A 24,855-nucleotide genomic window follows, 5' to 3' on the forward strand; every position below is an offset into this window, starting at 1 on the left:
TGCAGGGCCCTCCAAGTCGGCCCGTTGGCACGGAGAGTGACGGCCGACTCCGCTGAGTAATCGTCAACTACCCGTAATTACAGGGGTAATTCACACCACCGGGATACCCGCGGGCGTTGCGGGGGCGATAGGGTTACCCTGCCCGGGCCGGGTGCCCTCGTACGGGTGGGGAGAGACATGGAACAGATAACGATGCGCAGCAGGCCGCCCCGCGTGCCTGCCATCACCTGCGGCAGCAGCGCGGTCAGCTCGCGCCTCGACCGCCACCTCGCCGTGCTGGGCGGTCCCGCCGCCCCGCGCCACGAGGTGGCCGAGGCGACCCTGCTGATGCGCGAGCTCACCTCGCGCGACCACACCCACGTCCAGCGGAGCCGGAGCGCGCGCGTCGCGCTCTTCGCACCGCTGCGCAGGCTGCGGCGCACGCTCTTCGGCAGCCGCCGCACCTGACCGTCAGCGCAGCCGGTCCCCCGTCCGGCTGCGACCCGGCCCCGTCCTCCCGTCCGGCGTCTTCCGGGAACCCCCGGCGCCACCCCGGCCTCAGGCGACCACACCGTCCCGGCGCAATGCCGTGATCTGCGCGCCCGTCATCCCCAGGGCGCGCAGCAGCGCGTCGGTGTGTTCGCCGAGCGCGGGCACCGCACCCATCCGCGGTTCCGCGCCGCCCGGCAGCCCGATCGGCGGCAGCAGCGCCCGCAGCGGGCCCGACGGCGAATCCACCTCCCGCCAGCGGTCCCGCGCCGCCAGCTGCGGGTGCCCGGCCAGCTGCGCCACCGAGTTGAGCCGCGCACAGGCGATCCCGGCCGCCTCCAGCCGCGCCACGGCCTCGTCCGCGCCGAGCCGGCCGAGGGCCTGTGCCACCACCGCGTCCGTCTTCTCCCGACCGCGCGTGCGGGCCGCGTTCGTCGCGTACGCCGGGTCCTGCGCCAGGTCCGGCCGGTCCAGCACCCCGGCCGCGAGGCGCCGCCATTCCCGGTCGTTCTGCACCGACAGCAGCACCCGGTCCCCGTCGGCCGTCGCGTAGGCGTCGTACGGTGCGATCACCGCGTGCGCGAGGCCGGTCCGTACGGGCTGCTCCCCGCCGTGCATGGTGTGGTGCAGCGGATGCCCCATCCACTCCGCGAGCGCGTCCAGCATCGACACCTCCACCGGGCCGCCGCGCCCGGTGACGCCACGGCGCAGCAGGGCGGCCAGCACGCCCGAGAAGGCGTACATGGCGGCCGCGATGTCCGCGGCCGGGATGCCCGCCTTCACCGGCCGCTCGGGGGTGCCGGTCACCGAGACCAGCCCCGCCTCGCACTGCACGAGCATGTCGTAGGCGCGCTTGTGGGCGTACGGGCCCTCGGGGCCGTAGCCGGAGACGTCCACGGCGACCAGGCGCGGGTAACGGGCGCACAGCGAGGCCGCGTCGATGCCGAGCCGGGCGGCCGCCCCGTGCGCGAGGTTCTGCACGAAGACGTCGGCGCCCTCCAGCAGGCCGTGGAGCACCTCCAGCCCGCGGGGGTCCTTCAGGTCGAGGGCGAGGGACTCCTTGCCGCGGTTGGCCCACACGAAGTGCGAGGCCAGACCCTGGGCGGCGGTGTCGTAGGCGCGCGCGAAATCGCCGCCGTCCGGCCGCTCGACCTTGATCACCCTGGCTCCGAGGTCGGCGAGCTGGCGGGTGGCGAAGGGGGCCGAGACGGCCTGTTCGACGGCGACGACGGTGAGGCCGGCGAGGGGGAGGGGCTCGGTGGCCCGGGGGTCTGTGGTCAAAGGGTCTGAAGGGTCTGTAGCCGTGGGGTCGGTAGCCATGGGGTCTGCCTACCGGGTGGAAGCCGGGTCTGTCACCCGTGTCCGGAACACAGGTCCGGCGAAATGACCGGATTGTATGCGTAAGGTGCGGGCGTCCGTCCTCGCGCCGTACCGAAGGGTCGCCCATGAGAGCCCCGACCGCCGCCGCATCCCCCGCCCGCTCCGCAGTCCGGCGTACGGCGATCGTGGTGACAGCGCTGCTGGCGGGGGTGGCGGTGACCACGGCACCGGCCGGTGCGGCGGGCCGCGTCCCGGACCCGCTGAACGTGAGCGCCTCCAGTGCGGCCGGCGTCGTCACGGGCGCCCCCGCCTGCCCCTCGGGCCCGCTCACCGACGGCCGGCTGCTCACCGGCAGCGCCTCGCTGAACCCGGGCGTCTTCTCCTCGCTCCCCTCCCAGCTCGGCGTCAGCCTGCCGTTCCGGGTCGGAGCCACCCAGGCCGCGCTCCCCGGGGACGACGCCCGGGTCGCCCTGTCCAACGCCAGGGGCACCCTGACGCTGGCCCTGGAAGCCGGGACCTGCTCCTCCCCGACCCTCTCGTACAACGGCACCACGGTGACGGGGTCCGGCGCCTGGACCGTCGTCCCGGACTCCACCCCGGCGAACGCCTACCGGGGCGCCACCGGCACGGGATCGTTCACGGTGACGGCCGACGCCACCCCCGGCACCGGCAAGCCGTGGAGCCTCAACCTCACGGGCCCCGTCTCGCTCCTCCAGCCCCAGGTGGCCGTGACCCACCGCGCCTACTGGGGCGGCCTCGGCAACTACCTCTCCCGCACGCTGAGCGTCGAGTACCGGATCCGGAACACGGGCTCCGGTGACGCCTTCAACGTCAAGCTGCTCGACGCCCCGCCCACGGGCCCCGGGATCACCCGGCTCGGCCCGGTGCCGCAGACCGTCGGCTCGATCCGCTCCGGCGCCACCGCCTCCGTGGTCGTCCGCTACCGGGTGTGCGGCATCGCCGTCGTCGGCTGCCGCTTCACGGCCGACACCCAGACGTCCCTGACGGACGCGCTCGACGGCAACCAGCACGCCGAGACGGTCCCGGTGAGCGTGCAGGTCCCGATCGCACCGCTGCCCTGACGTCCGCCACGGGGAGGGGTCCTGACCCGTCCTCAGCCCCGGCCGCGCGCGAACCGGCGCGTGGCCGCCGGCACGAACAGGAGCAGGAGCAGCAGCGACCACAGCACGGCGCCCGCCACCGGATGCGACGCGGGCCAGGCCGCGCCCGGCGCCGTGGCCGCGCCGCCCGCGTTCCCGCACAGTTCCCGTACGGCGGTGGCGACGGCGCTGATCGGGTTCCACTCCGCGACCGTCCGCAGCCAGCCGGGCAGTCCGGCCGTCGGCAGGTACGCGCTGGACAGCATCGGCAGCACGAAGGTGGCGCTGCCGAGCTGGCCCGCGGCCTCCTCGCTGCGGCTCACCAGCCCCAGGTACGTGCCCACCCAGGCGGCGGCGAACCGGAACAGCAGCAGCACGCCGAGCGCCCCCAGGGCACCGGGCAGCCCGTTCTCCACCCGCCAGCCCATCGCCAGCCCCACCAGCATCAGCGGCACCATCGACACCGCCGTGGTCAGCAGGTCGGCGGCGGTCTGCCCCAGCGGGACCGCGGCCCGGCTCATCGGCAGTGTCCGGAAACGGTCCATGACGCCCCGGTGGGCGTCCTGCGCGGCCGTGAACATGCCGGTCATGAGGCCGTTGGCGGCGGTCGCGGCGAGCAGGCCGGGCACCAGGAACTCGCGGTACTCGGCGCCCGGCATGGCGAGCGCGCTGCCGAAGACGTAGCCGAAGAAGAGCAGCATCGCGATCGGCATGGTCTGGGTCAGCACCAGCAGGGCCGGGGCGTGCCGGGCCTTCTGGAGCTGGCGGGTGAGGACGGCGCCGCCGTCCGACAGCAGGGTGGTCATGCCGCGTGCTCCTTCTCGTCGGCGGGGGTGGCGGGGGTCCGGGTGAGGCGCAGGAACACCTCGTCGAGGGTGGGCGGGCGCAGGCTCGCGTCGGTCACCGGGATCCCGGCGGTGTCGAGCTCGCGGATGATCCGGGGCAGGGTGAGCGCGCCGTCGAGCACGGTCACGCCGACCGTGAGCCGCTCCTCGTCCAGGGTGGGGCGGCCCCCGGTGAGCTGGTCGAGGACCGCGGCGGCGCCCGCGAGGGCGGCAGGCCCCTCGACGGTGACCTCGGCGCGGGCGCCGATCCGGGCCTTGAGGGCGGCCGGGGTGCCGGTGGCGACGGTCCGGCCCCGGTCCACGACCACGATGTCGTCGGCGAGCCGGTCGGCCTCCTCCAGGTACTGGGTGGTCAGCAGCACCGTGGTCCCTTCGTCGGCCAGGCCGCGCACCGCCGTCCAGATCTGTTCCCGGGCCGCCGGGTCCAGTCCGGTGGTGGGCTCGTCGAGGAAGAGCACGCGGGGGCGGGTGACCAGGCCCGCGGCCAGGTCCAGACGCCTCCTCATGCCGCCCGACCAGCCGGCGGCCACCCGGTCGGCGGCCTCCCCGAGGCCGAAGCGCTCCAGCAGCTCGTCCGCGCGCCCGCGCCCGGCCCGGCCCCGCAGTCCGGCGAGGCGGGCGAACAGCCGGAGGTTCTCCCGGCCGGTCAGGTCCCCGTCGACGGAGGCGTACTGGCCGGTGGCGCCGATGGCGCGGCGGACGGCGGCCGGGTCGGCGGTGACCTCGTGGCCGGCGACCAGGGCGCGTCCGGCGGTGGGGGCGGTGAGCGTGGTCAGGATCCGCACGGCGGTGGTCTTGCCCGCGCCGTTGGGGCCCAGCAGTCCGCAGACGGTGCCCTCCGGCACGGCCAGGTCGAGCCCGCGCAGGGCGTGCACCTCGCCGTAGTGCTTCTCCAGACCCTCACTAAGTACAGCGTACGTAGTCGTCATGCGTCGCACCCTACCGCACTACGTACGGTGTACGTAACTAAGATGGGGGCGGAGACCAACGACGAGGTGATGTGACCGATGACAGCCGGCGGGCGCCCCGCTGAACCAGAAGTGATCTGGGCCCGCCCGCAGCGGGCCGGCCGCGGGCCCCGGCCCGCGCACAGCCGCGACTCGATCGCCGCCGAGGCCGTACGGATCGCCGACGCGGAGGGGATCGAGGCCGTTTCCATGCGGCGGGTGGCGGCCGGGATCGGCGCCGGGACGATGTCCCTGTACAACTACGTCCCCCGCAAGGAGGACCTGTACGAGCTGATGGTCGACGCGGTCAGCGGCGAGTACGACCTCACCCCGCCGAGCGGCCGCTGGCGGGACGACCTGCTCGCCCTGGCCCGGCAGACCCGCGCCCTGATGCGCCGCCACCCCTGGCTGCCCCGGCTGCTGAGCCCGGTCTACGGCTTCGGCCCCAACGCCCTGCGGTACCTGGAGCACAGCCTGGCCTGCCTGGAGCCGCTGGAGGCGTCCGGGGGCGAGAAACTGGAGCTCATCGCGTCCGTCAACGGCATGGTGGCCACCTTCGTGGCGGGGGAACTGGCCCTGGCCGAACGGGCCCGCTCGCTCCCCTGGAGCGAGGCCGCCGAGGAAGGCGTACGGACGGCCTGGCTCGGCTCCCGGCTGGCGACGGGGGAGTACCCCAGGCTCACGGCGGCCCTCACCGAGGGCACCCCGGTCACCGCCGCCGGCACGGACATGACGGACGTCTTCGACCGCGCCGTGTCCCGGCTGCTGGCGGGGTGGTCCTGAGGGGTCCCCGGCCGGCGGTCAGGACGGCGCGAACCGCCGGCCCGGGCCCTGCGCCTGCCGGACGGGCGTGAACAGCCGGCCCGGGCCCGCCGCGCGTGTGGGAGCGGCGTGAACCGCCGGCCCGGGCCGCCGGGGTGCCGCCGGCCCGGGCCGCCGCCCGTGTCGGGGCGGCGCGAACTCGCCCGCCCGTGCCGCCCGCCGGGGCGCTGCCCGCCCGGGCCCCCGCGCCTGTCAGAGCAGCGCGAACTGCCCGCCCGGCCCCTCCTCCTGGTGGTCCAGCACCGAGGCCGGACGCCGGGCCCAGCGCGGCGGGGGCAGCACCCCGGCGGCCTCCAGCTCCGCGGCGGGCAGCAGCGGCCCGGGGGTGAACGCCTCCCGCTCCGGCGCCAGCGCGGCCAGCAGCGCCAGCGTCGTCACCAGGGCCAGCAGCTCCGAGGTCCAGGACTGGGGCCACTCCGCGGGCCCCAGCCCCTCCAGGCCGCCGGCCTGCGGATCCCGGTGCGCGCAGCGGGCGGCGAACCACGCCTCCAGCACCCGGACCCCCTGCACCTCGTACTCCCAGGCCTCCACCGGGACGGGGGAGACGGCCCCGTCCCCGAGGGTCAGCGTCTCGGACTCCGCGTCGTGGCCGAGCCCGGCCGGCCAGCCCGTGACCGCCGCCCGGACGTACGGCCGCCGCCCGCCCGGCAGCCGGGGCGGCTCCCCGCCGCGCGCCCCGCGCAGCTGGACCGTCAGCAGGCGGTGTCCCAGCTCCAGGCCGGCCCTCCAGCGCTCCGGGTCGGCCGCCAGCGGGACCTCGTACCCCCGGGGCCCCGGCCGGCCGGCGGCGAGGATCCAGCACAGCACGTCCTCCGGGGTGACCCAGCCGCCGTGGCGCCCGCCCAGCAGGGCCAGGAGGCCCGGCGCGAGGTTCGGCTCGGCCCCGCCGGGGCGCCGGTGCAGCGGCCGGATCCGGCCCAGCCGGCCCGCCGGGAGGTGGGCGGTGGCCAGCAGGCCGGGGGCCTCCAGCAGGAACACCTGCTGCGCGTCGCGCACCCGCCACAGCTCGGGGCGGGCGGAGTCGATGAGCCGCTGGTCGGGCAGCAGCCACTGCTCGTCGAAGGGCGCGCGGAGCACCCGTACGGGGTCCGGGAAGGCGCCCGGCGCGTCGGCGAACCGGGCGGTGGCCGAGCGCTGGCCGGGCAGCGCGGCCGCCCCGGCGGAGGGCGTACGGGTCCGGCTCGGGCGGAACAGCCGCTCCCGCTCCGCCCCTTCGGCGTCGGTCAGGGCCGTCCAGCGGGCGCGCAGGACGGCGGGGTCGGGCGCCGCCACCCAGTCCCGGCCCAGGCGCAGGCCGTCCACGGCCCAGGGCATCAGATCGTCCAGCAGCGGTACGTCAGCGCTCACCCGGCCGATGGTAGCGACGGCCCGCCGGGGCGGGGCCGTGTCCCGGCCGAAGCGTTACGCTCCTTATGTGGGCATACGCCGTGTACGTACGGATCCGTACCGACCGGTGTACGCACCCGTACCGACCGAGGAGCCGGCGATGAGCATGTACGACGAGTATTCGACCCCGTCGCAGGCCGAGGGCGAGCGGCTCGACGAGGACATGGACGACCGGGAGCGGGAGCAGCGCCACCACCCCCAGGCGATGCGCACCACGCCTTCGCAGGCCGAGGGCGAACGCCTCGCCGAGGAGAACGAGCAGCAGAAGTAGTGCCCGTGCCCGGCCGGGGACGCGGCCGGGCCGCCGGGATCAGGGCGCCTCGACCGTCACCGTGAAGGAGAACCGGTCGCCCCGGTAGCGGATCCGGGCCACGTCCACGACCCGCCCGTCCTCGTCGTAGGTCACGCCCGTGTAGTGCAGGATCGGGCTGAGCAGCGGGACCTCCAGCAGCTCGGCCGTGACCGGGTCGGCGAGCCGCGCCTCCACGGTGTCCGTGATCCGGCTGATCCGTACGCCGACCACGTCGCGCAGCACCTTCGTCATCGGCCAGCGCTCCAGGTCGGCCAGGTCCACGGCGTCGGCGAGCTCCGGACGGACCGCGTTCTCGGCCCAGTTGGTGGGCTCCCCGCTCCCCCCGTCGCGCCGGAGCCTGCGGTACGTGACCACCTCCGCCGTGTCCGGGAAGTGCTCCAGCAGCTCCCCGGCCACGGGCGTCCGCTCACGGCCCAGCACCGTCGTCAGGTCACCCGACTGCTGGGCCACGATCGCGTCCACCGAGCCGAGCAGCCGCACCGGGGCGCTGCGCATCGCACCCGGCTCGATGAAGGTCCCGCGCCGCCGGTGCCGGCTGATCAGGCCCTCTCCCTCCAGCTCCTTGAGCGCCTGGCGCATGGTCAGCACGCTCACCCCGTAGTGCTCGGCGAGCCGCTCCTCGGTCGGCAGCCGCAGCGGGGCGTCCGGAGTGCGCCCCAGTATCGAGGCGCGCAGGGACTGGGACACCTGGTACCAGAGCGGCAGCTTCCGGTTGAGTACCAGGGAGTCGGGGGCGAAGGCGGTCACGGGTCGTTCTCCGTACGGGCCGGCCGTCATAGGACGACGGGGCGGGGCGGTGCGCAGGGGGACACCGGCATGTTAGGCGCGGAAGTGCCGCTGGAGACCCTCCCATACGCCGTCGTAACCGCGCTGGAGGTGCTCCGCCCCCGCCGCCTGGGGGGTGGCGGTGATCGGCCAGCGGGTCTCGAACATGAAGGCCAGGCCGTCGTCGATCTTCTGCGGCTTCAGCTCGGCGGCGCTGGCCCTGTCGAAGGTCTCCCGGTCCGGACCGTGCGCGGACATCATGTTGTGCAGCGAGCCGCCGCCGGGTACGAACCCCTCGGCCTTGGCGTCGTAGGCGCCCTCGATCAGGCCCATGTACTCGCTCATCACGTTGCGGTGGAAGTACGGCGGCCGGAAGGTGTCCTCGCCGACCAGCCAGCGCGGGGCGAACACCACGAAGTCCACGCCCGCCAGTCCCGGGGTGTCGGAGGGCGAGGTCAGCACGGTGAAGATCGACGGGTCGGGGTGGTCGTAGCTGATGGACCCGATCACGTTGAACCTGCGCAGGTCGTAGACGTACGGGACGTGCGTGCCGTGCCAGGCGACGACGTCGAGCGGCGAGTGCCCGTAGGTCGCGGACCAGAGGTTGCCGCAGAACTTGTTGACCACCTCGGTCGGGCGCTCCACGTCCTCGTACGCGGCCACCGGCGCCCGGAAGTCCCGTGCCGCCGCCAGGCCGTTGGCGCCGATCGGGCCGAGGTCCGGCAGCTCGAAGGGCTGCCCGTAGTTCTCGCAGACGTAGCCGCGGGCGTCGTCGTCCAGCAGTTCGACGCGGAAGCGGACGCCGCGCGGGATCAGCGCCACCTCGCCGGGGCGGGCGCTCAGCAGACCGAGCTCGGTGCGCAGCAGCAGGCCGCCGCGCTCGGGGACGATCAGCAGCTCGCCGTCGGAGTCGCTGAAGACCCGGTCGGTCATGTCGGCGTTGGCCGAGTAGAGGTGGACGGCCATGCCGGTGCGCTGGGTGGCGTCGCCGTTGCCGCCGAGGGTCCACAGGCCGGCCAGGAAGTCGGTGCCGGGGGCCGGGTCGGGCAGCGGGTTCCAGCGCAGCCGGTTGGGGTCCGGGACGGCGTCGGTGAAGGGGGCCGTGCGCAGGGCGCCGTTGTCCACGCGGGTGAAGGCCGGGTGGGCCGCGGAGGGGCGGATCCGGTACAGCCACGACCGGCGGTTGTGGCGGCGCGGCTCGGTGAAGGCGCTGCCGCTGAGCTGCTCGGCGTAGAGGCCGAGGGCGGCGCGCTGGGGGGAGTTGCGGCCGAGCGGGAGCGCGCCGGGCACGGCCTCCGAGCTGTGCTCGTTCCCGAAGCCGGTGAGGTACTCCAGCGCCTCCGCCGTCTTCCTGGCCTGCTCACTCATGGGCTGCTCCCGCTCCCTCGAAGGAATCCTATGGTCGACAGTAGGATTCCGGGCCCCTCCCCGTCAACGCCGTCTTGCGGCGATCGGCCACGATCCGGTCGCCGCCGGAGGGATTTCGCGCGGGGGGATCCCAAAAGATGAACATTGCTCTACTCTCTCGCGCATGTCGTGGACCCGCAGGTTCCCTGCCGTGCCGGCGGCGCTCCTCGCCGCCCTCCTCGCCCTCCTGTCCCTCCTCGTGGCCGCGCCCGCCGCCCGCGCGCACGAGGAGCGCCCCGTCGCCCTCCCCGACGGCAGCGGATCCGTCCCCGTCTACCGGGCGGCGGCCGAGCCCGACCTGCTGGTCTGCAAGACCGACCGGCCCGACTTCGAACGCCGCGTGGCCGCCTTCCCGCCGCAGCTGCGGCAGCGCAACCTCGACCTCTACGAGCGCTGCGAGAAGAGCGGCTACCGCCACCTCCAGCAGGCCGTGGACGCCGTCGACCGGCCGGGGATGAACATCGCGATCCTGCCCGGCCTCTACGAGGAGGAGCCCTCCCTGCCCGCACCCACGGGCGAGTGCGCGCACCTCAAGGCCCCCAACTCCTCACTGGGCTACCAGATCCTGTCCTACGAGCAGCAGGAGAAGTGCCGCCACAACCAGAACCTCGTGGCCATCCTCGGCAAGACGAACCTGCAGATCGAGGGCACCGGCGCGGCCCGCACGGACGTGGTCGTCGACGCCCGGTACCAGAAGCTGAACGCCATCCGCGCCGACCGGTCCAACGGCATCTACTTCCGGAACTTCACCGCGCAGCGCACCACCTTCAACTCGCTGTACGTGCTCGCCGGCGACGGCTTCGTCATCGACGACGTCCTGACCCGCTGGAACGACGAGTACGGCTTCCTGACCTTCGCCAGCGACCACGGCCTCTACAAGAACTGCGAGTCCTACGGCAACGGCGACTCCGGGATCTACCCCGGCAGCGCCTCCGACATCAACGACGGCCGCGGCTACGACGTGCCCCGCTACTCCATCGAGATCACCGGCTGCCGCAGCCACCACAACATGGTCGGCTACTCCGGCACCGCCGGGGACTCCGTGTGGGTCCACGACAACGAGTTCGACCAGAACATGGGCGGCGCCTCGATGGACAGCGCCTTCCCCGGACACCCCGGACTCCCGCAGAACCACGCCCGCTTCGAACGCAACCTCATCCACGACAACAACGCCGACTACTACCCCTACGTCGCCGACGGCACCTGCGCCAAGCCGCCCGCCGAACGCGGCTACGAGCAGGGGGTGGTCTGCCCGCAGATCTCCATGCCGCCCGGCACCGGCATCATCACCGCCGGCGGCAACTGGAACCTCTACGAGGGCAACTGGGTGTACGGCCACCGGCGCGCCGGCTTCTTCCTCAGCGCCGTCCCCGCCTTCATCCGGGGCGAGGAGAAGTGGTCCAAGCAGACCGACACCTCCCACCACAACCGGTACGCGGGCAACGTGCTCGGCAAGGACCGGTCCGGCGCCTCCCGCCCGAACGGCACCGACGTGTGGTGGGACGGCCAGGGCCGCGGGAACTGCTGGCAGGACGGCCCCGACGGCTCCACCCCGGGCACGCTCCCGCGGTGCGGGAAGGAACGCGGACAGGTCAGCGGCTCCTCGGCCCGGCTGGTGGGCGAACCGGTGAAGCTGACCCAGCTGATGGTCTGCGCCGACTACAACGTCCAGGCCCGCAAGCTCCCGGCGGGCTGCGACTGGTACGGCGCCCGGGGCCTGGAGCGCGTGGAGACGCAGATCGCGCTGGCGGTCGCGGCGGTACTGCTGCTGGTCGGCGGCACCCTGTGGTGGCGGCGCCTGCGCGGCTCCCGGCTGGGCACCGCGGCCTCCCTGTCCGGCCTGGCCGGGCTGGCCCTGGACGTGGCCGGCTCCACGACGCCCCTGACCGGCACCCCCGTCCCGGCACTGGCCCTGCTCCTGCTCGGCCTGTGGTGGACCGGCGCAGGCCTGGCCCTGCGCCGCGGACGCCCCTGGCTGGCCCGCCTCACCCTGCTCCTGGGCGCCCTGACCCTGCTGGACGCCTTCGACAAGGCGGTGCTGATGATCCCCTGGATCCCGCTCAGCCCCGCCTGGGTGCGGGCCCTGGTCGCGGTGGTGTGGGTGCTGTGGGCGGTCGTCGCCTCGGCCCGCCCCGGCCCGGCCGCCCCCGCCCGGCCCGCCGGCCCGGGCGACGACGGCGCCGGCGACCGCACCCCCGTCCCGGCGGGCCCGGCCCCCGCCCCGAGCGCCACCGCCGAGCCCCCGGCCCCCCGCCCCGACGGCACCACCCCCTGACCCCGCCCCGGAGGCCCGCAGTGAACGTGCCCGCCGTGAACGTGCCCGCACAGACCCGCGTCCGGTGCGACGCGTGCCGGACCCCCGGGGCCCGGACCCGCCCCCACCGCCGCTCCGCCCGCACGGCGGCGCTGGTGGCCCTGCTCCTGCTGCTCGCGGGCGGCGCGGCCACGGCCTGCGGCGGCCGGGCCACCACCCACCACAAACCCGGCACCACCCACGAACAGGCCACCGGCGGCGCCGGCACCCTGCTCGACGCCCAGGACGCCGGTGGCCACCGCCTGCGCGAGGTCCCGGCCCAGGGCGCACCCCAGGTGAAGCTCACCGCCCGCCCCGACCCCGAGGACGGCTGGAACCTCCAACTGGCCGTGACCGGCTTCCGCTTCACCCCCGACAGCGTCGGCGGCGCGGCGCTGACCGGCACCGGCCACGCCCACCTGGAGCTCGACGGCCGCAAGCTGGCCCGGGTGTACGGCCCCTGGTTCCACCTGCCCGCGGCACAGGTTCCCGAGGGCGTGCACACCCTGACCGTCCGCCTGTACGCCGACGACCACACCGCCTGGGCCGTCGCCGGCAAGCCGGTCGAAGCGGCCGTCGAGCTGACCGCGGGCCCCCCGGGCCAGGGAACCCACAGCCACCCCGCACCCGCCCCGACCGGTTCCCCGGCGACACGGACGGCCCCGCCCGCCCCGCCGGCCGACCGGACCGTCACCCTCGCCGTCCGGGACGGAAAGGTGGTGCCGACCACCGGCCGCACCGAACTGAAGCGCGGCGAGCGCCTGGCCCTGCGCGTCACCAGCGACCGCGCCGACACCCTGCACGTCCACGGCTACGACGAGGAACTCGCCCTGCCCGCCGGCCAGGAGGCCACCCTGGTCCTGACGGCCGACCGCACGGGCCTCTTCGAGGTCGAGACCCACGAGTCCCGGCTCGTCCTGACCCAGCTCCTCGTCCGATGAGCCCGACGGAACCCGTGGTCCTTCTCCCGCCCCGCCCATCGGGCCTGCTCGCGCACGGCATCGGCTCCCAGCACGACCTGCCGGTCTCCCCCTTCTACGCCTTCGCCGGCGCCTTCACCGCTCTCTTCGTCTCCTTCCTCGCACTCGGCCTCCTCTGGTCCGCCTCCCGCTTCCGCGGCGACCGCTCCGGCCTCGCCCTGCCCGCCGGGCTCCAACGGGCGGCCGACGCGCCGGCCACCCGCACCACCCTGCGCGGACTGGGCCTCGCCGCGGCCCTCACCGTGCTCCTCCACCTCCTCCTCGGTCCCGACGACCCCGGCCGCAACCCCGCTCCCGGCGCCGTCTACGTCCTGCTGTGGGTCGGGATCGTGCCCGCCTCCCTCCTCCTCGGCCCCGTCTGGCGCCTCCTCAACCCGCTGCGCACCCTGCACCGCCTCCTCGCCCGGGCCCGCCACCGCCCGCCCGGGGCCGGCCGCCCCCTGCCGCCCCGGGCCGGCCAATGGCCCGCCGCCGCCGGACTGTTCGGCTTCACCTGGCTCGAACTCGTCGCTCCCGATCCCGCATCGACCACCACCCTCCTGTGTGCCCTCACCGCCTACACCGCCGGCCACCTGCTGCTCGCCGCCCGCTTCGGCGAGAGCTGGTTCGCCGGAGCCGACGCCTTCGAGGTCTACTCCGACCTCCTGGCCAGGCTCTCCCCCCTCGGCCGCCGCGGCGACGGCCGCCTGGTCCTGCGCAACCCCTTCCACGGACTCGACGCGACGCCCGAGCGGCCCGGACTCCTCGCCACCGTCTGCGTCCTGCTCGGCTCCACCGCCTACGACGGCTACTGCGACAACCCCGCCTGGATCAACACCCTTCAGACCTCCCCCCTCGGCCGCACCCCCACGGCCACGCTCGGACTGCTCGCCTCCGTCGCCCTCGTCGCCACCCTGTACTGCCTGTGCGCGGCGGCCACCCGCCTCGTCAGCGGCCCGCACCCCCGGCCGCTGACCGCCTTCGCGCACTCACTCGTGCCGATCGCCCTCGGCTATCTCACCGCCCATTACTTCTCCCTCCTCGTCACCGAAGGACCACGTACGGTAAGCATGGCACTCGGCACTGACAACGCCCCCGATCCCAGTCCCCCCTTGGGTCCGGGGGCTCTCGCCGCCCTCCAGGTGATCGCCGTCGTGGCCGGCCACGTACTCGGTGTGATCGCCGCGCACGACCGTTCCGTACGCCTCTTCCCCCCGGCGAAGGCGGTGGCGGGCCAACTGCCGCTGCTCGCGCTGATGATCACGTACACGATCGGCGGGCTGACCCTGCTCCTGAACTGAGGAGCGGGCACCCGCGCCACTGGACCCAGGAGCCAGGAGCGGCATGATGGACCCCGTGCCTCCCGCCCACCCCCTGCGCAGGACCCCGGTCCAGCAGCGCAGCGCCGACCGCCTCGCCCGGATCCTCGACGCCTGCGCCGAACTCCTCGACGAGAGCGGTTACGAAAACCTCAGCACCCGCGCCGTCGCCCTGCGGGCCGGCGTGCCCATCGGCTCGGTCTACCGCTTCTTCGGGAACAAGCGCGCCATGGCCGTCGCCCTCGCCCAGCGCAACCTGGAGCAGTACGCCGAGGGCATCGAGCGGCGGCTCGCCCTGCTGCCGGCCACGCACTGGCGGCCCGTCGTGGACGCCGTGCTGGACGAGTACCTGGCCATGAAGCGCAGCGTCCCCGGCTTCGCCCTCGTGGACTTCGGGGTGCCCGCCCCGCCCTCCGAAGGCCCCGCCTCCGACCCCAACCACCTGGTCGCCGCACGCCTGACCGGGCTGCTGTGCGCCCACCTCGGTCTCACCCCGGACCCCGGACTGTCCCGGGCGGTCCTCGTCGCCGTCGAGGCGACCGACGCGCTGGTCCAGCTGGCCTTCCGTGCCGACCCGGCCGGCGACCCCGGCATCGTCGCCGAGACCCGGGCGATGATGCACGCCTACCTGGCCCGCGTCCTGGACTGACCCGCGGGACCGGGTCCCTCCGGCTTCGCCGTGGTCCGCCCCGCCGGATCCCGCCCGGGCCGGATCCCGCCCGGGCGCAACCGGGTGCCGCAACCCCCTCCCCGCCGTGCCTACCGGTCGGTATGCTCGGGCCCCGCCGTGCCCCGCGCCGCAGCCTGCCGCCCCCAGGAGGGCCCCATGCCCCGCACCGCCCCGCGCATCTGCCCCCTCTGCGAGGCCACCTGCGGCCTCACCCTCACCATCGAGGGCACGACCGTCACCGGAGCCCGAGGTGACCGCGACGACGTCTTCAGCCGCGGCTTCATCTGCCCCAAGGGGGCCGCCTTCGGCGCCCTCGACGCCGACCCCGACCGGCTCCGCACCCCCCTCGTCCGCCGCGCCGGACGGCTTCGCGAGGCCACCTGGGACGAGGCCTACGACGCCGTCGCCGCCGCCGTCCCCGCCCTCGTCCGCGACCACGGCCCCCAGTCCGTCGGCGTCGTGCTCGGCAACCCCAACGTCCACACCATGGCCGGCGCCCTCTACCCGCCGCTCCTCGTCAACACCCTCGGCACCCGCAACCTCTTCACCGCCAGCACCCTCGACCAGATGCCCAAGCACGTCTCCAGCGGGCTCCTCTTCGGCGACCCCCTCGCCATCCCCGTGCCCGACCTCGACCACACCGACTTCCTCCTGCTCATCGGCGCCAACCCGGTCGAATCCAACGGCTCCCTGTGCACCGCCCCCGACTTCCCCGGCAAGCTCAAGGCGCTCCGGGCCCGCGGCGGCACGCTCGTCGTCGTCGACCCGCGCCGCACGCGCACCGCCAAGCTCGCCGACACGCACCTCGCGCCGCGCCCCGGCAGCGACGCCCTGCTGCTCGCCGCGCTCGCCCACACCCTCCTCGCCGAGAAGCTCGCCGACCCCGGAGCGCTCACGGAACACACCGAGGGACTCCGGGAACTCGCCGAAGCCCTGGGGAGTTTCACTCCTGAGGCGGTCGCCCCCGCCTGCGACCTGCCGGCCGACCGGATCCGCGCCCTCGCCCGGGAGCTGGCGGCCGCACCGACCGCCGCCGTCTACGGGCGGATCGGCAGCTGCACCGTCGAGCACGGGACGCTCGCCAGCTGGCTGGTGGACGTACTGAACATCCTCACGGGCAACCTCGACCGCCCCGGCGGAGCCCTCTTCCCGCTCCCGGCGGCCGGTCCGCGCCCCCGGCCCGCCGGGCCCGGCAGGGGGTTCGCCCTCGGCCGCTGGCACAGCCGGGTCAGCGGACACCCCGAGGTCAAGAGCGAACTGCCCACCGCCGCCCTGGCCGAGGAGATCGAGACCCCGGGGGAGGGGCGCATCCGCGCCCTGATCGCCATCGCGGCCAACCCCGTGCTGTCCGCCCCCGACGGGCGGCGGCTCGACGCGGCCCTCGCCGGGCTCGACTTCATGGTCAGCGTCGACCCGTACCTCAACGAGACCTCGCGCCACGCCCACGTCGTCCTGCCCCCGCCGCCGCCCTCGCAGAGCGCCCACCACGACTTCGCCTTCAACGGGTTCGCCGTCCGCAACCAGGTCCGCTACACCCGGCCCGCCGTCCCCCTCGAAGCGGACCGGCTCGACGAGTGCGAGATCCACGCGCGACTCGTCCTGGCCGTCTCCGGCGCGCACGGCACCGCCCAGCCGTCCGCCGTCGACGACACGGCGATCCGGGCCGCCCTCGCCAAGGAGACCGCCGACCCCCGCTCCCCGCTCCACGGAGCGGACCCGGCCGCCCTGGCCGGTCTCCTCACCGGCGAGTCCGGCCCGGAGCGCAGGCTCGACCTGATGCTGCGGCTGGGCCCGTACGGAGACCTGTTCGGCGCCGCCGACCACCCGGACGGGCTCAGCCTGCAGCGGCTCCTCGCCCACCCGCACGGCATCGACCTGGGCCCGCTGCGGCCCCGGCTGCCGGGCCTGCTCCGGACCCGCAGCGGCAGGATCGAGCTGCTCCCCGAGCCGATCGCGGCCGAGCTCCCCGGGCTGCGCGCGGCGCTCGCCGCCCGCCCCGCCGCCCTGGTGCTCGTGGGCCGCCGCCACCTGCGCTCCAACAACAGCTGGCTGCACAACGTCCCGGCCCTCACCGGAGGTTCCAACCGGTGCACCCTCCAGGTCCACCCCGCCGACGCGGACCGGCTCGGCCTGGCCGACGGCGGCCGCGCCCGGATCACCGCCGACGGGGGCAGCCTGGAGGCGCCGGTGGAGGTCACCGACGCCGTCCGCACGGGGGTGGTCAGCCTCCCGCACGGCTGGGGCCACGACCGTGACGGCACCCGGCTCTCGGTGGCCGGAGCCGACCCGGGGGTCAACGTCAACCAGCTGCTCGACGGCACCCGCCTCGACCCGCTGTCGGGCACGGCGGTGCTCAACGGCTTCCCCGTCACCCTGACACCCCTGCCCTGAGCTGGGGTTTTGCTCGTATTGCTCACGCGTGGACGTCTTGTTGGCCCAAGGAGGCGGCACCTACCTTCCCTGCATGCTGACCTTCCTCGGCTTCGCCATGATCGCGACCTTCCTGGTCCTGATCATGCTGAAGAAAATGTCGCCCATCGCGGCGCTCGTCCTCATACCCGCGCTCTTCTGCGTGTTCGCCGGAAAGGGCGCGCACCTGGGGGACTACGTCATCGACGGCGTCGGCAAGCTCGCCCCGACCGCCGCCATGCTGATGTTCGCCATCGTCTACTTCGGCGTGATGATCGACGTCGGCCTCTTCGACCCGATCGTCCGGGGCATCCTGCGCTTCTGCAAGGCGGATCCCGTGCGGGTGGTGGTCGGCACGGCCGTCCTCGCCGCGATCGTCTCGCTCGACGGGGACGGGTCGACCACGTTCATGATCACGGTCTCGGCCATGTACCCGCTGTACAAGCGGCTCGGGCTGAGCCTCGTGGTCATGACCGGTGTCGCCGCGACCGCCAACGGCGTGATGAACACCCTGCCCTGGGGCGGCCCCACGGCCCGTGCGGCCACGGCCCTCAAGCTCGACGCCGCGGACATCTTCGTCCCGATGATCCCGGCCCTCGCGGTCGGCCTGCTGTTCGTCTTCGCCCTGGCCTACGTCCTCGGCGTCCGGGAGCGCCGCCGGGTCGGCTCCCTCGTGATGCCCGGCGCGGAGACCGCGGAGGAGTCCCTGGTGGCCGCCGGTCCCGGCGCCGGGGAGACCGCCCGGGACACCCGTACCGCCGGCTCCGCCCCCGCCGCGGAAGCCCCCGCCGCCGGCGCCCCCGTCGCGGAAGCCCCCGCCGGACCCCCCGCCGCCGGGGCCTCGGATGCCGCGCCGGCCGATGGCGTTCCGGCCGACGGTGACGGCTTCCAGGGGCTGGACCCCCGGCGCGCGACGCTGCGTCCGCACCTCTACTGGTTCAACGCGGGCCTCACCGTCGCCCTGCTCGCCGCGATGATCATGGAGCTGCTGCCCATCCCCGTGCTGTTCCTGCTCGGCGCGGCCCTCGCCCTCACCGTGAACTTCCCCCACATGCCGGACCAGAAGGCCCGGATCGCCGCCCACGCGGACAACGTCCTCAACGTCGCCGGCATGGTCTTCGCCGCCGCCGTCTTCACCGGCGTCCTCACCGGCACCGGCATGGTCAAGCACATGGCCGACTGGCTCGTCGGCGCCATCCCCGAGGGGATGGGCCCGCACATGGCCCTGGTCACCGGCCTGCTGAGCCTGCCCCTCACCTACTTCATGTCGAACGACGGCTTCTACTTCGGTGTCCTGCCGGTACTGGCCGAAGCGGGCGCCGCGCACGGCGTCTCCCCGCTGGAGATCGCCCGCGCCTCCCTCGTCGGGCAGGCCCTGCACATGTCCAGCCCGCTGGTTCCGGCCGTCTACGTCCTCGTCGGCATGGCCAGGGTCGAATTCGGCGACCACACCCGCTTCACCGTGAAATGGGCGGCCCTCACCTCCGTCGTGGTCCTGGCCGCGGGGATGGTTTTCGGCATCATCTGAGCCCCCGGCCCCCTGGCGGGCGGAAAACTACCGGCGCTAGTTTGTAGGGTGTTGTCGGCGAGGTCAGGTCCACGCGCTCGTAGGTGCTCGGGAGGAATGCCATGAAGGCCCACGACGGGATGTACATCGGCGGGGAATGGCGGCCCGCCGCCGGAACGGGCCGGATCGAGGTGGTCAACCCGGCCGACGAACAGGTCATCGGCGCCGTTCCGGCCGGGTCGGCCGAGGACGTGGACGCGGCGGTACGCGCGGCCCGCGCGGCCTTCCCGGGCTGGGCGGCCACGGCTCCTGCCGAACGCGCCGCGCTCATCGCGGCCCTGCGCGACGTGCTCGTGGCCCGCAAGGGCGAGTTCACCGAGACCATCACCGCCGAGCTGGGCTCCCCGCTCGGCTTCGCGGAGGCGGTGCACGTGGGCGCCCCGATCGCGGTGGCCTCCTCGTACGCCGAACTCGCCGGCTCCTACGCCTTCGAGGAGCGGGTCGGGAACTCCACCGTCTTCATGGAGCCGGTCGGCGTGGTCGGGGCCATCACGCCCTGGAACTATCCCCTGCACCAGGTCGTTGCCAAGGTGGCACCCGCTCTCGCCGCCGGCTGCACCGTCGTCCTCAAGCCGGCCGAGGACACCCCGCTGACCGCACAGCTCTTCGCCGAAGCCGTGCACGAGGCGGGCGTCCCGGCCGGAGTCTTCAACCTGGTGACCGGTACCGGCCCGGTCGCCGGCCAGGCGCTGGCCGAGCACGAGGGGGTCGACCTCGTCTCCTTCACCGGCTCGACCGCCGTCGGCAGGAAGATCGGCGCCATCGCCGGCGCCGCCGTCAAGCGCGTCGCCCTCGAACTGGGCGGCAAGTCGGCGAACGTCATCCTGCCCGGGGCCGACCTGGCCAAGGCCGTCGCGGCGGGCGTCGGACACGTCATGAACAACACCGGCCAGAGCTGCAACGCGCTCACCCGCATGCTCGTCCACCGGGACCAGCACGAGGAGGCCGTCGCCCTCGCGGCCACTGCCGTCGCCGGCTACCCGTCGGGCGACCCCCGCGACCGGGCCACGCGCCTGGGGCCGGTCGTCAACGCCACCCAGCGCGACCGCGTGCGCTCCTACATCCACAAGGGCGTCGCGGAGGGCGCGCGCCTCGTCGCGGGCGGGCCCGACGCGCCCCACGAGCGCGGGTACTTCATCGCGCCGACGGTCTTCGCGGACGTCACCCCCGAGATGACCATCGCCCAGGAGGAGATCTTCGGCCCCGTGCTGGCGATCCTCCCCTACGAGGACCACGACGACGCCCTGCGCATCGCCAACGGCACCGTCTACGGCCTGGGCGGCGCGGTGTGGGCGGCGGACGAGGAGACGGCCGTGGCGTTCGCCCGCCGGATGGACACCGGCCAGGTGGACATCAACGGCGGCCGCTTCAACGTGCTCGCACCCTTCGGCGGCTACAAGCAGTCGGGCGTCGGCCGCGAGCTGGGCGCGCACGGCCTGGGGGAGTACCTCCAGACCAAGTCCCTGCAGTTCTGACCGCCGAAGCCCCGCCGCAGCCCCTGCCGAAGACCTGCGGCTCCCGAAGATCCGCAGCCCACGCAGCCCCGAAGACACGGAGACGACGACCATGGTCCGCGCCGCCATCCTGCCCGCCGTCGGAGCCCCGCTGGAGATACGGGACATCGTGCTGCCCGACCCCGGACCCGGGCAGGTCCGGGTGCGGCTCGCCGCCGCCGGGGTCTGCCACTCCGACCTGTCCCTCACGGACGGCACCATGCGGGTGCCCGTCCCCGCCGTCCTCGGCCACGAGGGCGCGGGGACGGTCCTCGCCGTCGGCGAGGGCGTCAGCCACGTCTCCCCGGGCGACGGCGTGGTGCTCAACTGGGCGCCGTCCTGCGGGGAGTGCCACCACTGCCGGATCGGCGAGGTCTGGCTCTGCGCCAAGGCTCTGACCGGGGTCGGCGCGGTCCACGCCCATGACGCCGACGGCAACGAGCTGCACCCCGGGCTCAACGTCGCCGCCTTCGCGGAGGAGACCGTCGTCGCGGCGAACTGCGTGCTGCCCGCGCCCGCCGGGATCCCGCTGACCGAGGCAGCCCTCCTCGGCTGCGCCGTCCTGACCGGCTACGGCGCCGTGCACCACAACGCCCGGGTCCGCCCGGGCGAGTCGGTCGCGGTGTTCGGCGTCGGCGGGGTCGGCCTCGCGGCGCTCCAGGCCGCCCGGATCGCCGGGGCCGGGCCGATCGTGGCCGTGGACGTCTCCCCGGCCAAGGAGGAGCTGGCCCGCGCCGCCGGGGCCACCGAGTTCGTCCTCGCCTCCGACACCACCGCCAAGCAGATCCGCGGGCTCACCGGCGGGCAGGGCGCCGACGTGGCCGTGGAGTGCGTGGGCCGCGCCGCGACCATCCGCACGGCCTGGGAGTCCACCCGCCGGGGCGGGCGCACCACGGTCGTCGGCATCGGGGGCAAGGACCAGCAGGTGGCCTTCCACGCGCTGGAGATCTTCCACTTCGCCCGCACCCTCGGCGGCTGCGTGTACGGCAACAGCGACCCGGCCCGCGACCTCCCGGTGATCGCCGAGCACGTCCGGGCCGGCCGCCTCGACCTCGGCTCCCTGGTCACCGACCGCATCACCCTGGACGGCATCCCGGCCGCCTTCGACGCGATGGTCGCGGGCAAGGGCGGCCGGTCGCTGGTGGTCTTCTGACACCCGGGGGCAGGAGGGCGCGCCGCCCCGGGGCCTACGCCCCGGGCGCGCCCGCCCGCAGGGCCTCGTACTGGAGGGTCAGGCCGTCCAGGAGGGCCGTCAGGCCCGTCTCGAAGGCGCCCTCGTCCACCTCCCGCCGCCGCTCCGCCAGCAGGTGGGCCTGGCCCAGGTGCGGGTAGTCCGCCGGGTCGTACGCCGTCTCGTCATCCACGAAGCCGCCGGCGAACGAGGCCACCGCCGAGCCCAGGATGAAGTACCGCATCAGCGCGCCGATCCGGGTCGCCTGGGCCGGGGGCCATCCCGCCGCGGTCATGGCCCCGAACACGGCGTCCGCCAGCCGCAGCCCCGCAGGGCGCCGACCCGGGCCGCGGGCCAGCACGGGCACGATGTTCGGGTGGTCCGACAGGGCTTCCCGGTACGAGTGCGCCCAGTCGTACAGAGCCCCCCGCCAGTCCTTGCCGCCGCCCGACCCGCCGCCGGTCCCGCCGCCCGACCCGCCCTCGAACATCGACAGGTCGACCTTCGCGCTCACCGCGTCCGCGACGGCCTCCAGGATCGCGTCCTTGGTCCTGAAGTGGTTGTAGAGCGAGGGCCCGCTCACCCCGAGGGCGGCGGCCAGCCGCCGCGTCGAGACCGCCTCCAGGCCTTCCTCGTCCACGAGCGCGCCCGCCGCCTCGACGATGCGGTCTCTGCTGAGGAGGGGCTTGCGCGGTCTGGCCATGCGCCACATAGTAGGCCCTGCCCCGCCATAAACTACCGCCGCTAGTTTAAGAGCCCCGCGAGCGGCCGGACCACGCCCCGGAGGGCCCCGTGAACCTGGAGCTGAGCGAGGAGCAGGAGGCCGTACGCCGCCTGGCCCGCGCGTTCACCGACCGCGAGATCGCCCCGTACGCCGCCGAGTGGGACCGCGCCGAGAGCGTGGACCGCTCCCTCGTGAAGAAGCTGGGCGACCTCGGCTTCCTCGGCCTCACCGTCCCCGAGGAGTACGGCGGCTCCGGCGGCGACCACCTCTCCTACGTCCTCGTCACCGAGGAACTCGGCCGCGGGGACTCCGCCGTGCGCGGCATCGTCTCCGTCTCCCTCGGCCTGGTCGCCAAGACCGTCGCCGCCTGGGGCACCGAGGAGCAGAAGCGGAGCTGGCTGCCCCGCCTGTGCTCCGGCGAGGCGCTCGGCTGCTTCGGCCTGACCGAGCCCGGCACCGGCTCCGACGCGGCCGCCCTCACCACCCGCGCGGTGCGCGAGGGGGACGCGTACGTCATCAGCGGCAGCAAGATGTTCATCACCAACGGCACCTGGGCCGACGTGGTCCTCCTCTTCGCCCGGACCGACCCGGCGATCCCCGGCCACCGGGGGATCTCCGCCTTCCTGGTCCCCGCCGACAGCCCCGGCCTGACCCGTCGCGAGGTGCACGGCAAGCTCGGCCTGCGCGGCCAGGCCACCGCCGAACTCACCCTGGACGCGGTCCGCGTCCCCGCCTCCGCGATGCTCGGCCCCGAGGGGAAGGGCTTCTCCGTGGCGATGTCGGCGCTGGCCAAGGGCCGGATGTCGGTGGCCGCCGGCTGCGTCGGCATCGCCCAGGCGGCGCTGGACGCGGCGGTCTCGTACGCGGCCCGGCGCGAGCAGTTCGGCAAGCCGATCGCCCAGCACCAGCTGGTGCAGGAGCTGATCGCCGACATCTCGGTCGACGTCGACGCGGCCCGCCTGCTGACCTGGCGGGTCGCCGACCTGATCGACCGCGGGCAGCCCTTCGCCACCGAGTCCTCCACCGCCAAGCTCTTCGCCTCGGAAGCCGCGGTGCGCGCCGCGAGCAACGCCCTCCAGGTGCACGGCGGCTACGGCTACGTCGACGAGTACCCGGCCGGCAAGCTGCTGCGCGACGCCCGCGTCATGACCCTCTACGAGGGCACCAGCCAGATCCAGAAGCTGCTCATCGGCCGGGCCCGTACCGGGGTCTCCGCCTTCTGAGACCCGTGCTCATGAGTACGCGTCTGAGTACCCGCGCGGATGTGGCCCGCGTCACGGCGCCCGATGCTGGGCCCATGAACGAGACACCGGTCAAGCAGCAGCACACGGGCGCCTACTACGGCCAGGCCGTCGCCTCCTTCGGCATCGCCCTGGCCGCCGTCGCCGTGGGGATCTACACCATGGACGTCGACGGCTGGGTCCGGGCCTTCCTCGGGATCGCCGTCCTCTACCTGACCACCTCCGCCTTCACCCTGGCCAAGGTGGTCCGCGACCGGCAGGAGGCGACGCAGATCGTCAGCCGGGTCGACCAGGCACGGATGGAGAAGATCATGGCGGAGTACGACCCCTTCTCGCCGAAGTAGCCCCGCGGCGCCGACTCCCCTAAGCGCTTGCTCACCCTCCGGTAAGCTGGTGCCTTCCTACAGGACGAAGAGGGTGGGCGAGCGATGGACAGCGCGGCGGAGACGAGCGGCGGCTACGTGCCGTGGTCGGAGGTCACCCCCGACGCCGCGCGGCGGCTGCTCGTGGCGGCCGTCGACGCCTTCGCCGAGCGCGGGTACCACGCGACCACCACCCGCGACATCGCCGGCCGCGCCGGCATGAGCCCGGCCGCGCTCTACATCCACTACAAGACCAAGGAAGAACTGCTCCACCGGATCAGCCGGATAGGCCACGACAAGGCGCTGGAGATCCTGGAGACCGCCGCCTCCGGCCCGGGGGCCGCCGCCGACCGGCTGGACGCAGCCGTGCGGTCCTTCGTGCGCTGGCACGCCGCGCACCACACCACCGCGCGCGTCGTCCAGTACGAGCTCGACGCGCTCGCCCCGGAGCACCGCACCGAGATCGTCGCCCTGCGCCGGCTGAGCGACGCCGCCGTGCGCCGGATCCTCGCCGACGGCGTGCGGGCCGGGGAGTTCGACGTTCCCGACGTCCCCGGGACCACGCTCGCCGTGCTGTCGCTGTGCATCGACGTCGCCCGCTGGTTCAGCACCGCCGGAGAGCGCACGCCCGACGAGGTCGGCGCGCTGTACGCCGACCTCGTGCTCCGCATGGTGGGCGCGCGCCCGGCCGCCGCGGCGGCTCAGAAGTAGTAGCGGGACACCGACTCCGCGACGCACACCGGCTTCTCGCCGCCCTCGCGCTCCACGGTCACCGTCGCCGCGACCTGTACGCCGCCGCCCGCCTCGGTGACCGAGGTGATCACGGCGGTGGCGCGCAGCCGCGAGCCGACCGGGACCGTCGCGGGGAAACGCACCTTGTCCGTGCCGTAGTTGATGCCCATCCGCATGCCCTCGACCCGCATGATCTGCGGGACCAGGCTCGGCAGCAGGGACAGCGTCAGATAGCCGTGCGCGATGGTGGAGCCGAAGGGGCCGGAGGCGGCGCGCTCCGGGTCCACGTGGATCCACTGGTGGTCGCCGGTCGCGTCCGCGAAGAGGTCGATCCGTTTCTGGTCCACCTCCAGCCACCCGCTCGGTCCGAGCGGCTCGCCGATCCCCGCGCGCAGCTCCTCGGCTGATGTGAAGATCCTCGGTCCGGCCATGCCCTGCCCCTGTCTCCCGCTGCCCACAGCCGTTTCCGGCCCCTCAGTCGAATAAGCGCTTGCTCAGCATGCTGGGGTCCCGGTACGTCTGTCAACGGACGTCCGACTAGG

The 24,855-nt window shown here is 74.4% G+C and carries 23 protein-coding genes; 15 read left to right on the forward strand and 8 right to left on the reverse strand.

Annotated features, from left to right (window positions below; genetic code table 11):
* Positions 1–177: 177 nt before the first annotated feature.
* Positions 178–447 (forward strand): hypothetical protein, encoded by a 270-nt coding sequence (locus ABD973_RS25585; RefSeq protein WP_007263256.1) that lies wholly within the window; start codon positions 178–180, stop codon positions 445–447.
* Positions 448–537: 90 nt separating this feature from the next.
* On the opposite strand, the gene ABD973_RS25590 is transcribed toward ABD973_RS25585, so the two are convergent.
* Positions 538–1,749, reverse strand: coding sequence for a CaiB/BaiF CoA transferase family protein (locus ABD973_RS25590; RefSeq protein WP_345502310.1), 1,212 nt, complete (start codon positions 1,747–1,749; stop codon positions 538–540).
* 164 nt (positions 1,750–1,913) lie between these two features.
* Between ABD973_RS25590 and ABD973_RS25595 the strand changes: the two genes are divergently transcribed.
* Entirely contained in the window at positions 1,914–2,870 is a 957-nt protein-coding gene (locus tag ABD973_RS25595) for a hypothetical protein (protein WP_345502312.1), read from the forward strand.
* Positions 2,871–2,902: 32 nt separating this feature from the next.
* On the opposite strand, the gene ABD973_RS25600 is transcribed toward ABD973_RS25595, so the two are convergent.
* Both ABD973_RS25600 and ABD973_RS25605 read right to left on the reverse strand, forming a co-directional pair.
* Positions 2,903–3,694, reverse strand: a complete 792-nt coding sequence (locus ABD973_RS25600) for an ABC transporter permease (RefSeq protein WP_125820643.1) — start codon at positions 3,692–3,694, stop codon at positions 2,903–2,905.
* A complete protein-coding gene (locus ABD973_RS25605) occupies positions 3,691–4,662 on the reverse strand; it encodes an ATP-binding cassette domain-containing protein (protein WP_345502314.1) in 972 nt (323 codons plus the stop codon). Before ABD973_RS25605 ends, ABD973_RS25600 begins: the two co-directional genes overlap by 4 nt.
* Before the next feature lie 78 nt (positions 4,663–4,740).
* Here ABD973_RS25605 and ABD973_RS25610 point away from each other — a divergent pair, with 78 nt between their 5' ends.
* Positions 4,741–5,463 carry a TetR/AcrR family transcriptional regulator C-terminal domain-containing protein gene (locus tag ABD973_RS25610; RefSeq protein WP_125820641.1) on the forward strand — a complete coding sequence of 241 codons (723 nt, stop codon included), beginning with the start codon at positions 4,741–4,743 and terminating at the stop codon, positions 5,461–5,463.
* 231 nt (positions 5,464–5,694) lie between these two features.
* Here ABD973_RS25610 and ABD973_RS25615 read toward each other — a convergent pair whose 3' ends face one another.
* Positions 5,695–6,816 (reverse strand): type ISP restriction/modification enzyme, encoded by a 1,122-nt coding sequence (locus tag ABD973_RS25615; RefSeq protein ID WP_164721045.1) that lies wholly within the window; start codon positions 6,814–6,816, stop codon positions 5,695–5,697.
* Positions 6,817–6,988: 172 nt separating this feature from the next.
* On the opposite strand from ABD973_RS25615, the gene ABD973_RS25620 reads away from it, so the two are divergent.
* Entirely contained in the window at positions 6,989–7,159 is a 171-nt protein-coding gene (locus tag ABD973_RS25620) for a hypothetical protein (protein ID WP_164720859.1), read from the forward strand.
* Between the two features lie 39 nt (positions 7,160–7,198).
* On the opposite strand, the gene ABD973_RS25625 is transcribed toward ABD973_RS25620, so the two are convergent.
* Positions 7,199–7,948, reverse strand: coding sequence for a GntR family transcriptional regulator (locus ABD973_RS25625; RefSeq protein ID WP_125603515.1), 750 nt, complete (start codon positions 7,946–7,948; stop codon positions 7,199–7,201).
* A 72-nt stretch (positions 7,949–8,020) separates the two neighbouring features.
* Complete coding sequence (hmgA, locus tag ABD973_RS25630) at positions 8,021–9,334, reverse strand: homogentisate 1,2-dioxygenase (RefSeq protein ID WP_125603514.1); 1,314 nt, start codon at positions 9,332–9,334, stop codon at positions 8,021–8,023.
* 163 nt (positions 9,335–9,497) lie between these two features.
* Between hmgA and ABD973_RS25635 the strand changes: the two genes are divergently transcribed.
* The 8 genes from ABD973_RS25635 to ABD973_RS25670 all read left to right on the forward strand — a co-directional run bounded on the left by ABD973_RS25635 (position 9,498) and on the right by ABD973_RS25670 (position 21,236).
* Positions 9,498–11,648 carry a right-handed parallel beta-helix repeat-containing protein gene (locus tag ABD973_RS25635; protein WP_345502318.1) on the forward strand — a complete coding sequence of 717 codons (2,151 nt, stop codon included), beginning with the start codon at positions 9,498–9,500 and terminating at the stop codon, positions 11,646–11,648.
* 131 nt (positions 11,649–11,779) lie between these two features.
* Positions 11,780–12,607, forward strand: coding sequence for a cupredoxin domain-containing protein (locus ABD973_RS25640; protein ID WP_345504741.1), 828 nt, complete (start codon positions 11,780–11,782; stop codon positions 12,605–12,607).
* Entirely contained in the window at positions 12,604–13,926 is a 1,323-nt protein-coding gene (locus tag ABD973_RS25645) for a hypothetical protein (protein WP_125820637.1), read from the forward strand. The genes ABD973_RS25640 and ABD973_RS25645 overlap by 4 nt, the downstream gene beginning before the upstream one ends.
* A 46-nt stretch (positions 13,927–13,972) precedes the next feature.
* A complete protein-coding gene (locus tag ABD973_RS25650; RefSeq protein ID WP_345504743.1) occupies positions 13,973–14,593 on the forward strand; it encodes a TetR/AcrR family transcriptional regulator in 621 nt (206 codons plus the stop codon).
* A 177-nt stretch (positions 14,594–14,770) separates the two neighbouring features.
* Positions 14,771–17,005 carry a molybdopterin-dependent oxidoreductase gene (locus tag ABD973_RS25655; protein ID WP_345502320.1) on the forward strand — a complete coding sequence of 745 codons (2,235 nt, stop codon included), beginning with the start codon at positions 14,771–14,773 and terminating at the stop codon, positions 17,003–17,005.
* A gap of 73 nt (positions 17,006–17,078) precedes the next feature.
* Positions 17,079–18,551: a CitMHS family transporter gene (locus tag ABD973_RS25660; protein WP_125820635.1), complete on the forward strand. Its 1,473-nt coding sequence runs from the start codon at positions 17,079–17,081 to the stop codon at positions 18,549–18,551.
* Between the two features lie 101 nt (positions 18,552–18,652).
* A complete protein-coding gene (locus ABD973_RS25665; protein WP_125820634.1) occupies positions 18,653–20,065 on the forward strand; it encodes an aldehyde dehydrogenase family protein in 1,413 nt (470 codons plus the stop codon).
* Between the two features lie 91 nt (positions 20,066–20,156).
* The gene (locus tag ABD973_RS25670) at positions 20,157–21,236 is read left to right on the forward strand and encodes a Zn-dependent alcohol dehydrogenase (RefSeq protein WP_345502323.1); all 1,080 of its coding nucleotides are present in this window, start codon (positions 20,157–20,159) and stop codon (positions 21,234–21,236) included.
* Between the two features lie 34 nt (positions 21,237–21,270).
* On the opposite strand, the gene ABD973_RS25675 is transcribed toward ABD973_RS25670, so the two are convergent.
* Positions 21,271–21,957, reverse strand: coding sequence for a TetR/AcrR family transcriptional regulator (locus ABD973_RS25675; RefSeq protein ID WP_125602669.1), 687 nt, complete (start codon positions 21,955–21,957; stop codon positions 21,271–21,273).
* A gap of 89 nt (positions 21,958–22,046) precedes the next feature.
* Here ABD973_RS25675 and ABD973_RS25680 point away from each other — a divergent pair, with 89 nt between their 5' ends.
* From ABD973_RS25680 to ABD973_RS25690, 3 genes are all read left to right on the forward strand, one after another.
* On the forward strand, positions 22,047–23,201 hold the full coding sequence (locus ABD973_RS25680; RefSeq protein ID WP_345502326.1) for an acyl-CoA dehydrogenase family protein: 1,155 nt from the start codon (positions 22,047–22,049) through the stop codon (positions 23,199–23,201).
* A 74-nt stretch (positions 23,202–23,275) separates the two neighbouring features.
* Positions 23,276–23,563, forward strand: a complete 288-nt coding sequence (locus tag ABD973_RS25685; RefSeq protein WP_125602665.1) for a YiaA/YiaB family inner membrane protein — start codon at positions 23,276–23,278, stop codon at positions 23,561–23,563.
* 84 nt (positions 23,564–23,647) lie between these two features.
* Positions 23,648–24,292 (forward strand): TetR/AcrR family transcriptional regulator, encoded by a 645-nt coding sequence (locus ABD973_RS25690; protein ID WP_125602663.1) that lies wholly within the window; start codon positions 23,648–23,650, stop codon positions 24,290–24,292.
* Here the strand turns inward: ABD973_RS25690 and ABD973_RS25695 are convergent.
* Positions 24,283–24,744 (reverse strand): MaoC family dehydratase, encoded by a 462-nt coding sequence (locus tag ABD973_RS25695; protein WP_125602661.1) that lies wholly within the window; start codon positions 24,742–24,744, stop codon positions 24,283–24,285. The genes ABD973_RS25690 and ABD973_RS25695 overlap by 10 nt on opposite strands.
* Positions 24,745–24,855 lie beyond the last annotated feature (111 nt).

The organism is Streptomyces racemochromogenes (assembly GCF_039535215.1).
In the GTDB taxonomy this organism is placed as follows: domain Bacteria; phylum Actinomycetota; class Actinomycetes; order Streptomycetales; family Streptomycetaceae; genus Streptomyces; species Streptomyces racemochromogenes.

Excerpts from the sequence above, each read along its gene's own strand:
- ABD973_RS25655 (WP_345502320.1), top strand. The coding sequence starts at position 14,771 with ATGCCCCGCACCGCCCCGCGCATCTGCCCCCTCTGCGAGGCCACCTGC.
- ABD973_RS25690 (WP_125602663.1), top strand. The coding sequence starts at position 23,648 with ATGGACAGCGCGGCGGAGACGAGCGGCGGCTACGTGCCGTGGTCGGAG.
- ABD973_RS25605 (WP_345502314.1), bottom strand. The coding sequence starts at position 4,662 with ATGACGACTACGTACGCTGTACTTAGTGAGGGTCTGGAGAAGCACTAC.
- ABD973_RS25635 (WP_345502318.1), top strand. The coding sequence starts at position 9,498 with ATGTCGTGGACCCGCAGGTTCCCTGCCGTGCCGGCGGCGCTCCTCGCC.
- ABD973_RS25685 (WP_125602665.1), top strand. The coding sequence starts at position 23,276 with ATGAACGAGACACCGGTCAAGCAGCAGCACACGGGCGCCTACTACGGC.
- ABD973_RS25610 (WP_125820641.1), top strand. The coding sequence starts at position 4,741 with ATGACAGCCGGCGGGCGCCCCGCTGAACCAGAAGTGATCTGGGCCCGC.
- ABD973_RS25645 (WP_125820637.1), top strand. The coding sequence starts at position 12,604 with ATGAGCCCGACGGAACCCGTGGTCCTTCTCCCGCCCCGCCCATCGGGC.
- ABD973_RS25660 (WP_125820635.1), top strand. The coding sequence starts at position 17,079 with ATGCTGACCTTCCTCGGCTTCGCCATGATCGCGACCTTCCTGGTCCTG.
- ABD973_RS25585 (WP_007263256.1), top strand. The coding sequence starts at position 178 with ATGGAACAGATAACGATGCGCAGCAGGCCGCCCCGCGTGCCTGCCATC.
- hmgA (WP_125603514.1), bottom strand. The coding sequence starts at position 9,334 with ATGAGTGAGCAGGCCAGGAAGACGGCGGAGGCGCTGGAGTACCTCACC.
- ABD973_RS25600 (WP_125820643.1), bottom strand. The coding sequence starts at position 3,694 with ATGACCACCCTGCTGTCGGACGGCGGCGCCGTCCTCACCCGCCAGCTC.
- ABD973_RS25595 (WP_345502312.1), top strand. The coding sequence starts at position 1,914 with ATGAGAGCCCCGACCGCCGCCGCATCCCCCGCCCGCTCCGCAGTCCGG.
- ABD973_RS25695 (WP_125602661.1), bottom strand. The coding sequence starts at position 24,744 with ATGGCCGGACCGAGGATCTTCACATCAGCCGAGGAGCTGCGCGCGGGG.
- ABD973_RS25670 (WP_345502323.1), top strand. The coding sequence starts at position 20,157 with ATGGTCCGCGCCGCCATCCTGCCCGCCGTCGGAGCCCCGCTGGAGATA.
- ABD973_RS25615 (WP_164721045.1), bottom strand. The coding sequence starts at position 6,816 with ATGCCCTGGGCCGTGGACGGCCTGCGCCTGGGCCGGGACTGGGTGGCG.
- ABD973_RS25675 (WP_125602669.1), bottom strand. The coding sequence starts at position 21,957 with ATGGCCAGACCGCGCAAGCCCCTCCTCAGCAGAGACCGCATCGTCGAG.
- ABD973_RS25650 (WP_345504743.1), top strand. The coding sequence starts at position 13,973 with ATGGACCCCGTGCCTCCCGCCCACCCCCTGCGCAGGACCCCGGTCCAG.
- ABD973_RS25620 (WP_164720859.1), top strand. The coding sequence starts at position 6,989 with ATGAGCATGTACGACGAGTATTCGACCCCGTCGCAGGCCGAGGGCGAG.
- ABD973_RS25665 (WP_125820634.1), top strand. The coding sequence starts at position 18,653 with ATGAAGGCCCACGACGGGATGTACATCGGCGGGGAATGGCGGCCCGCC.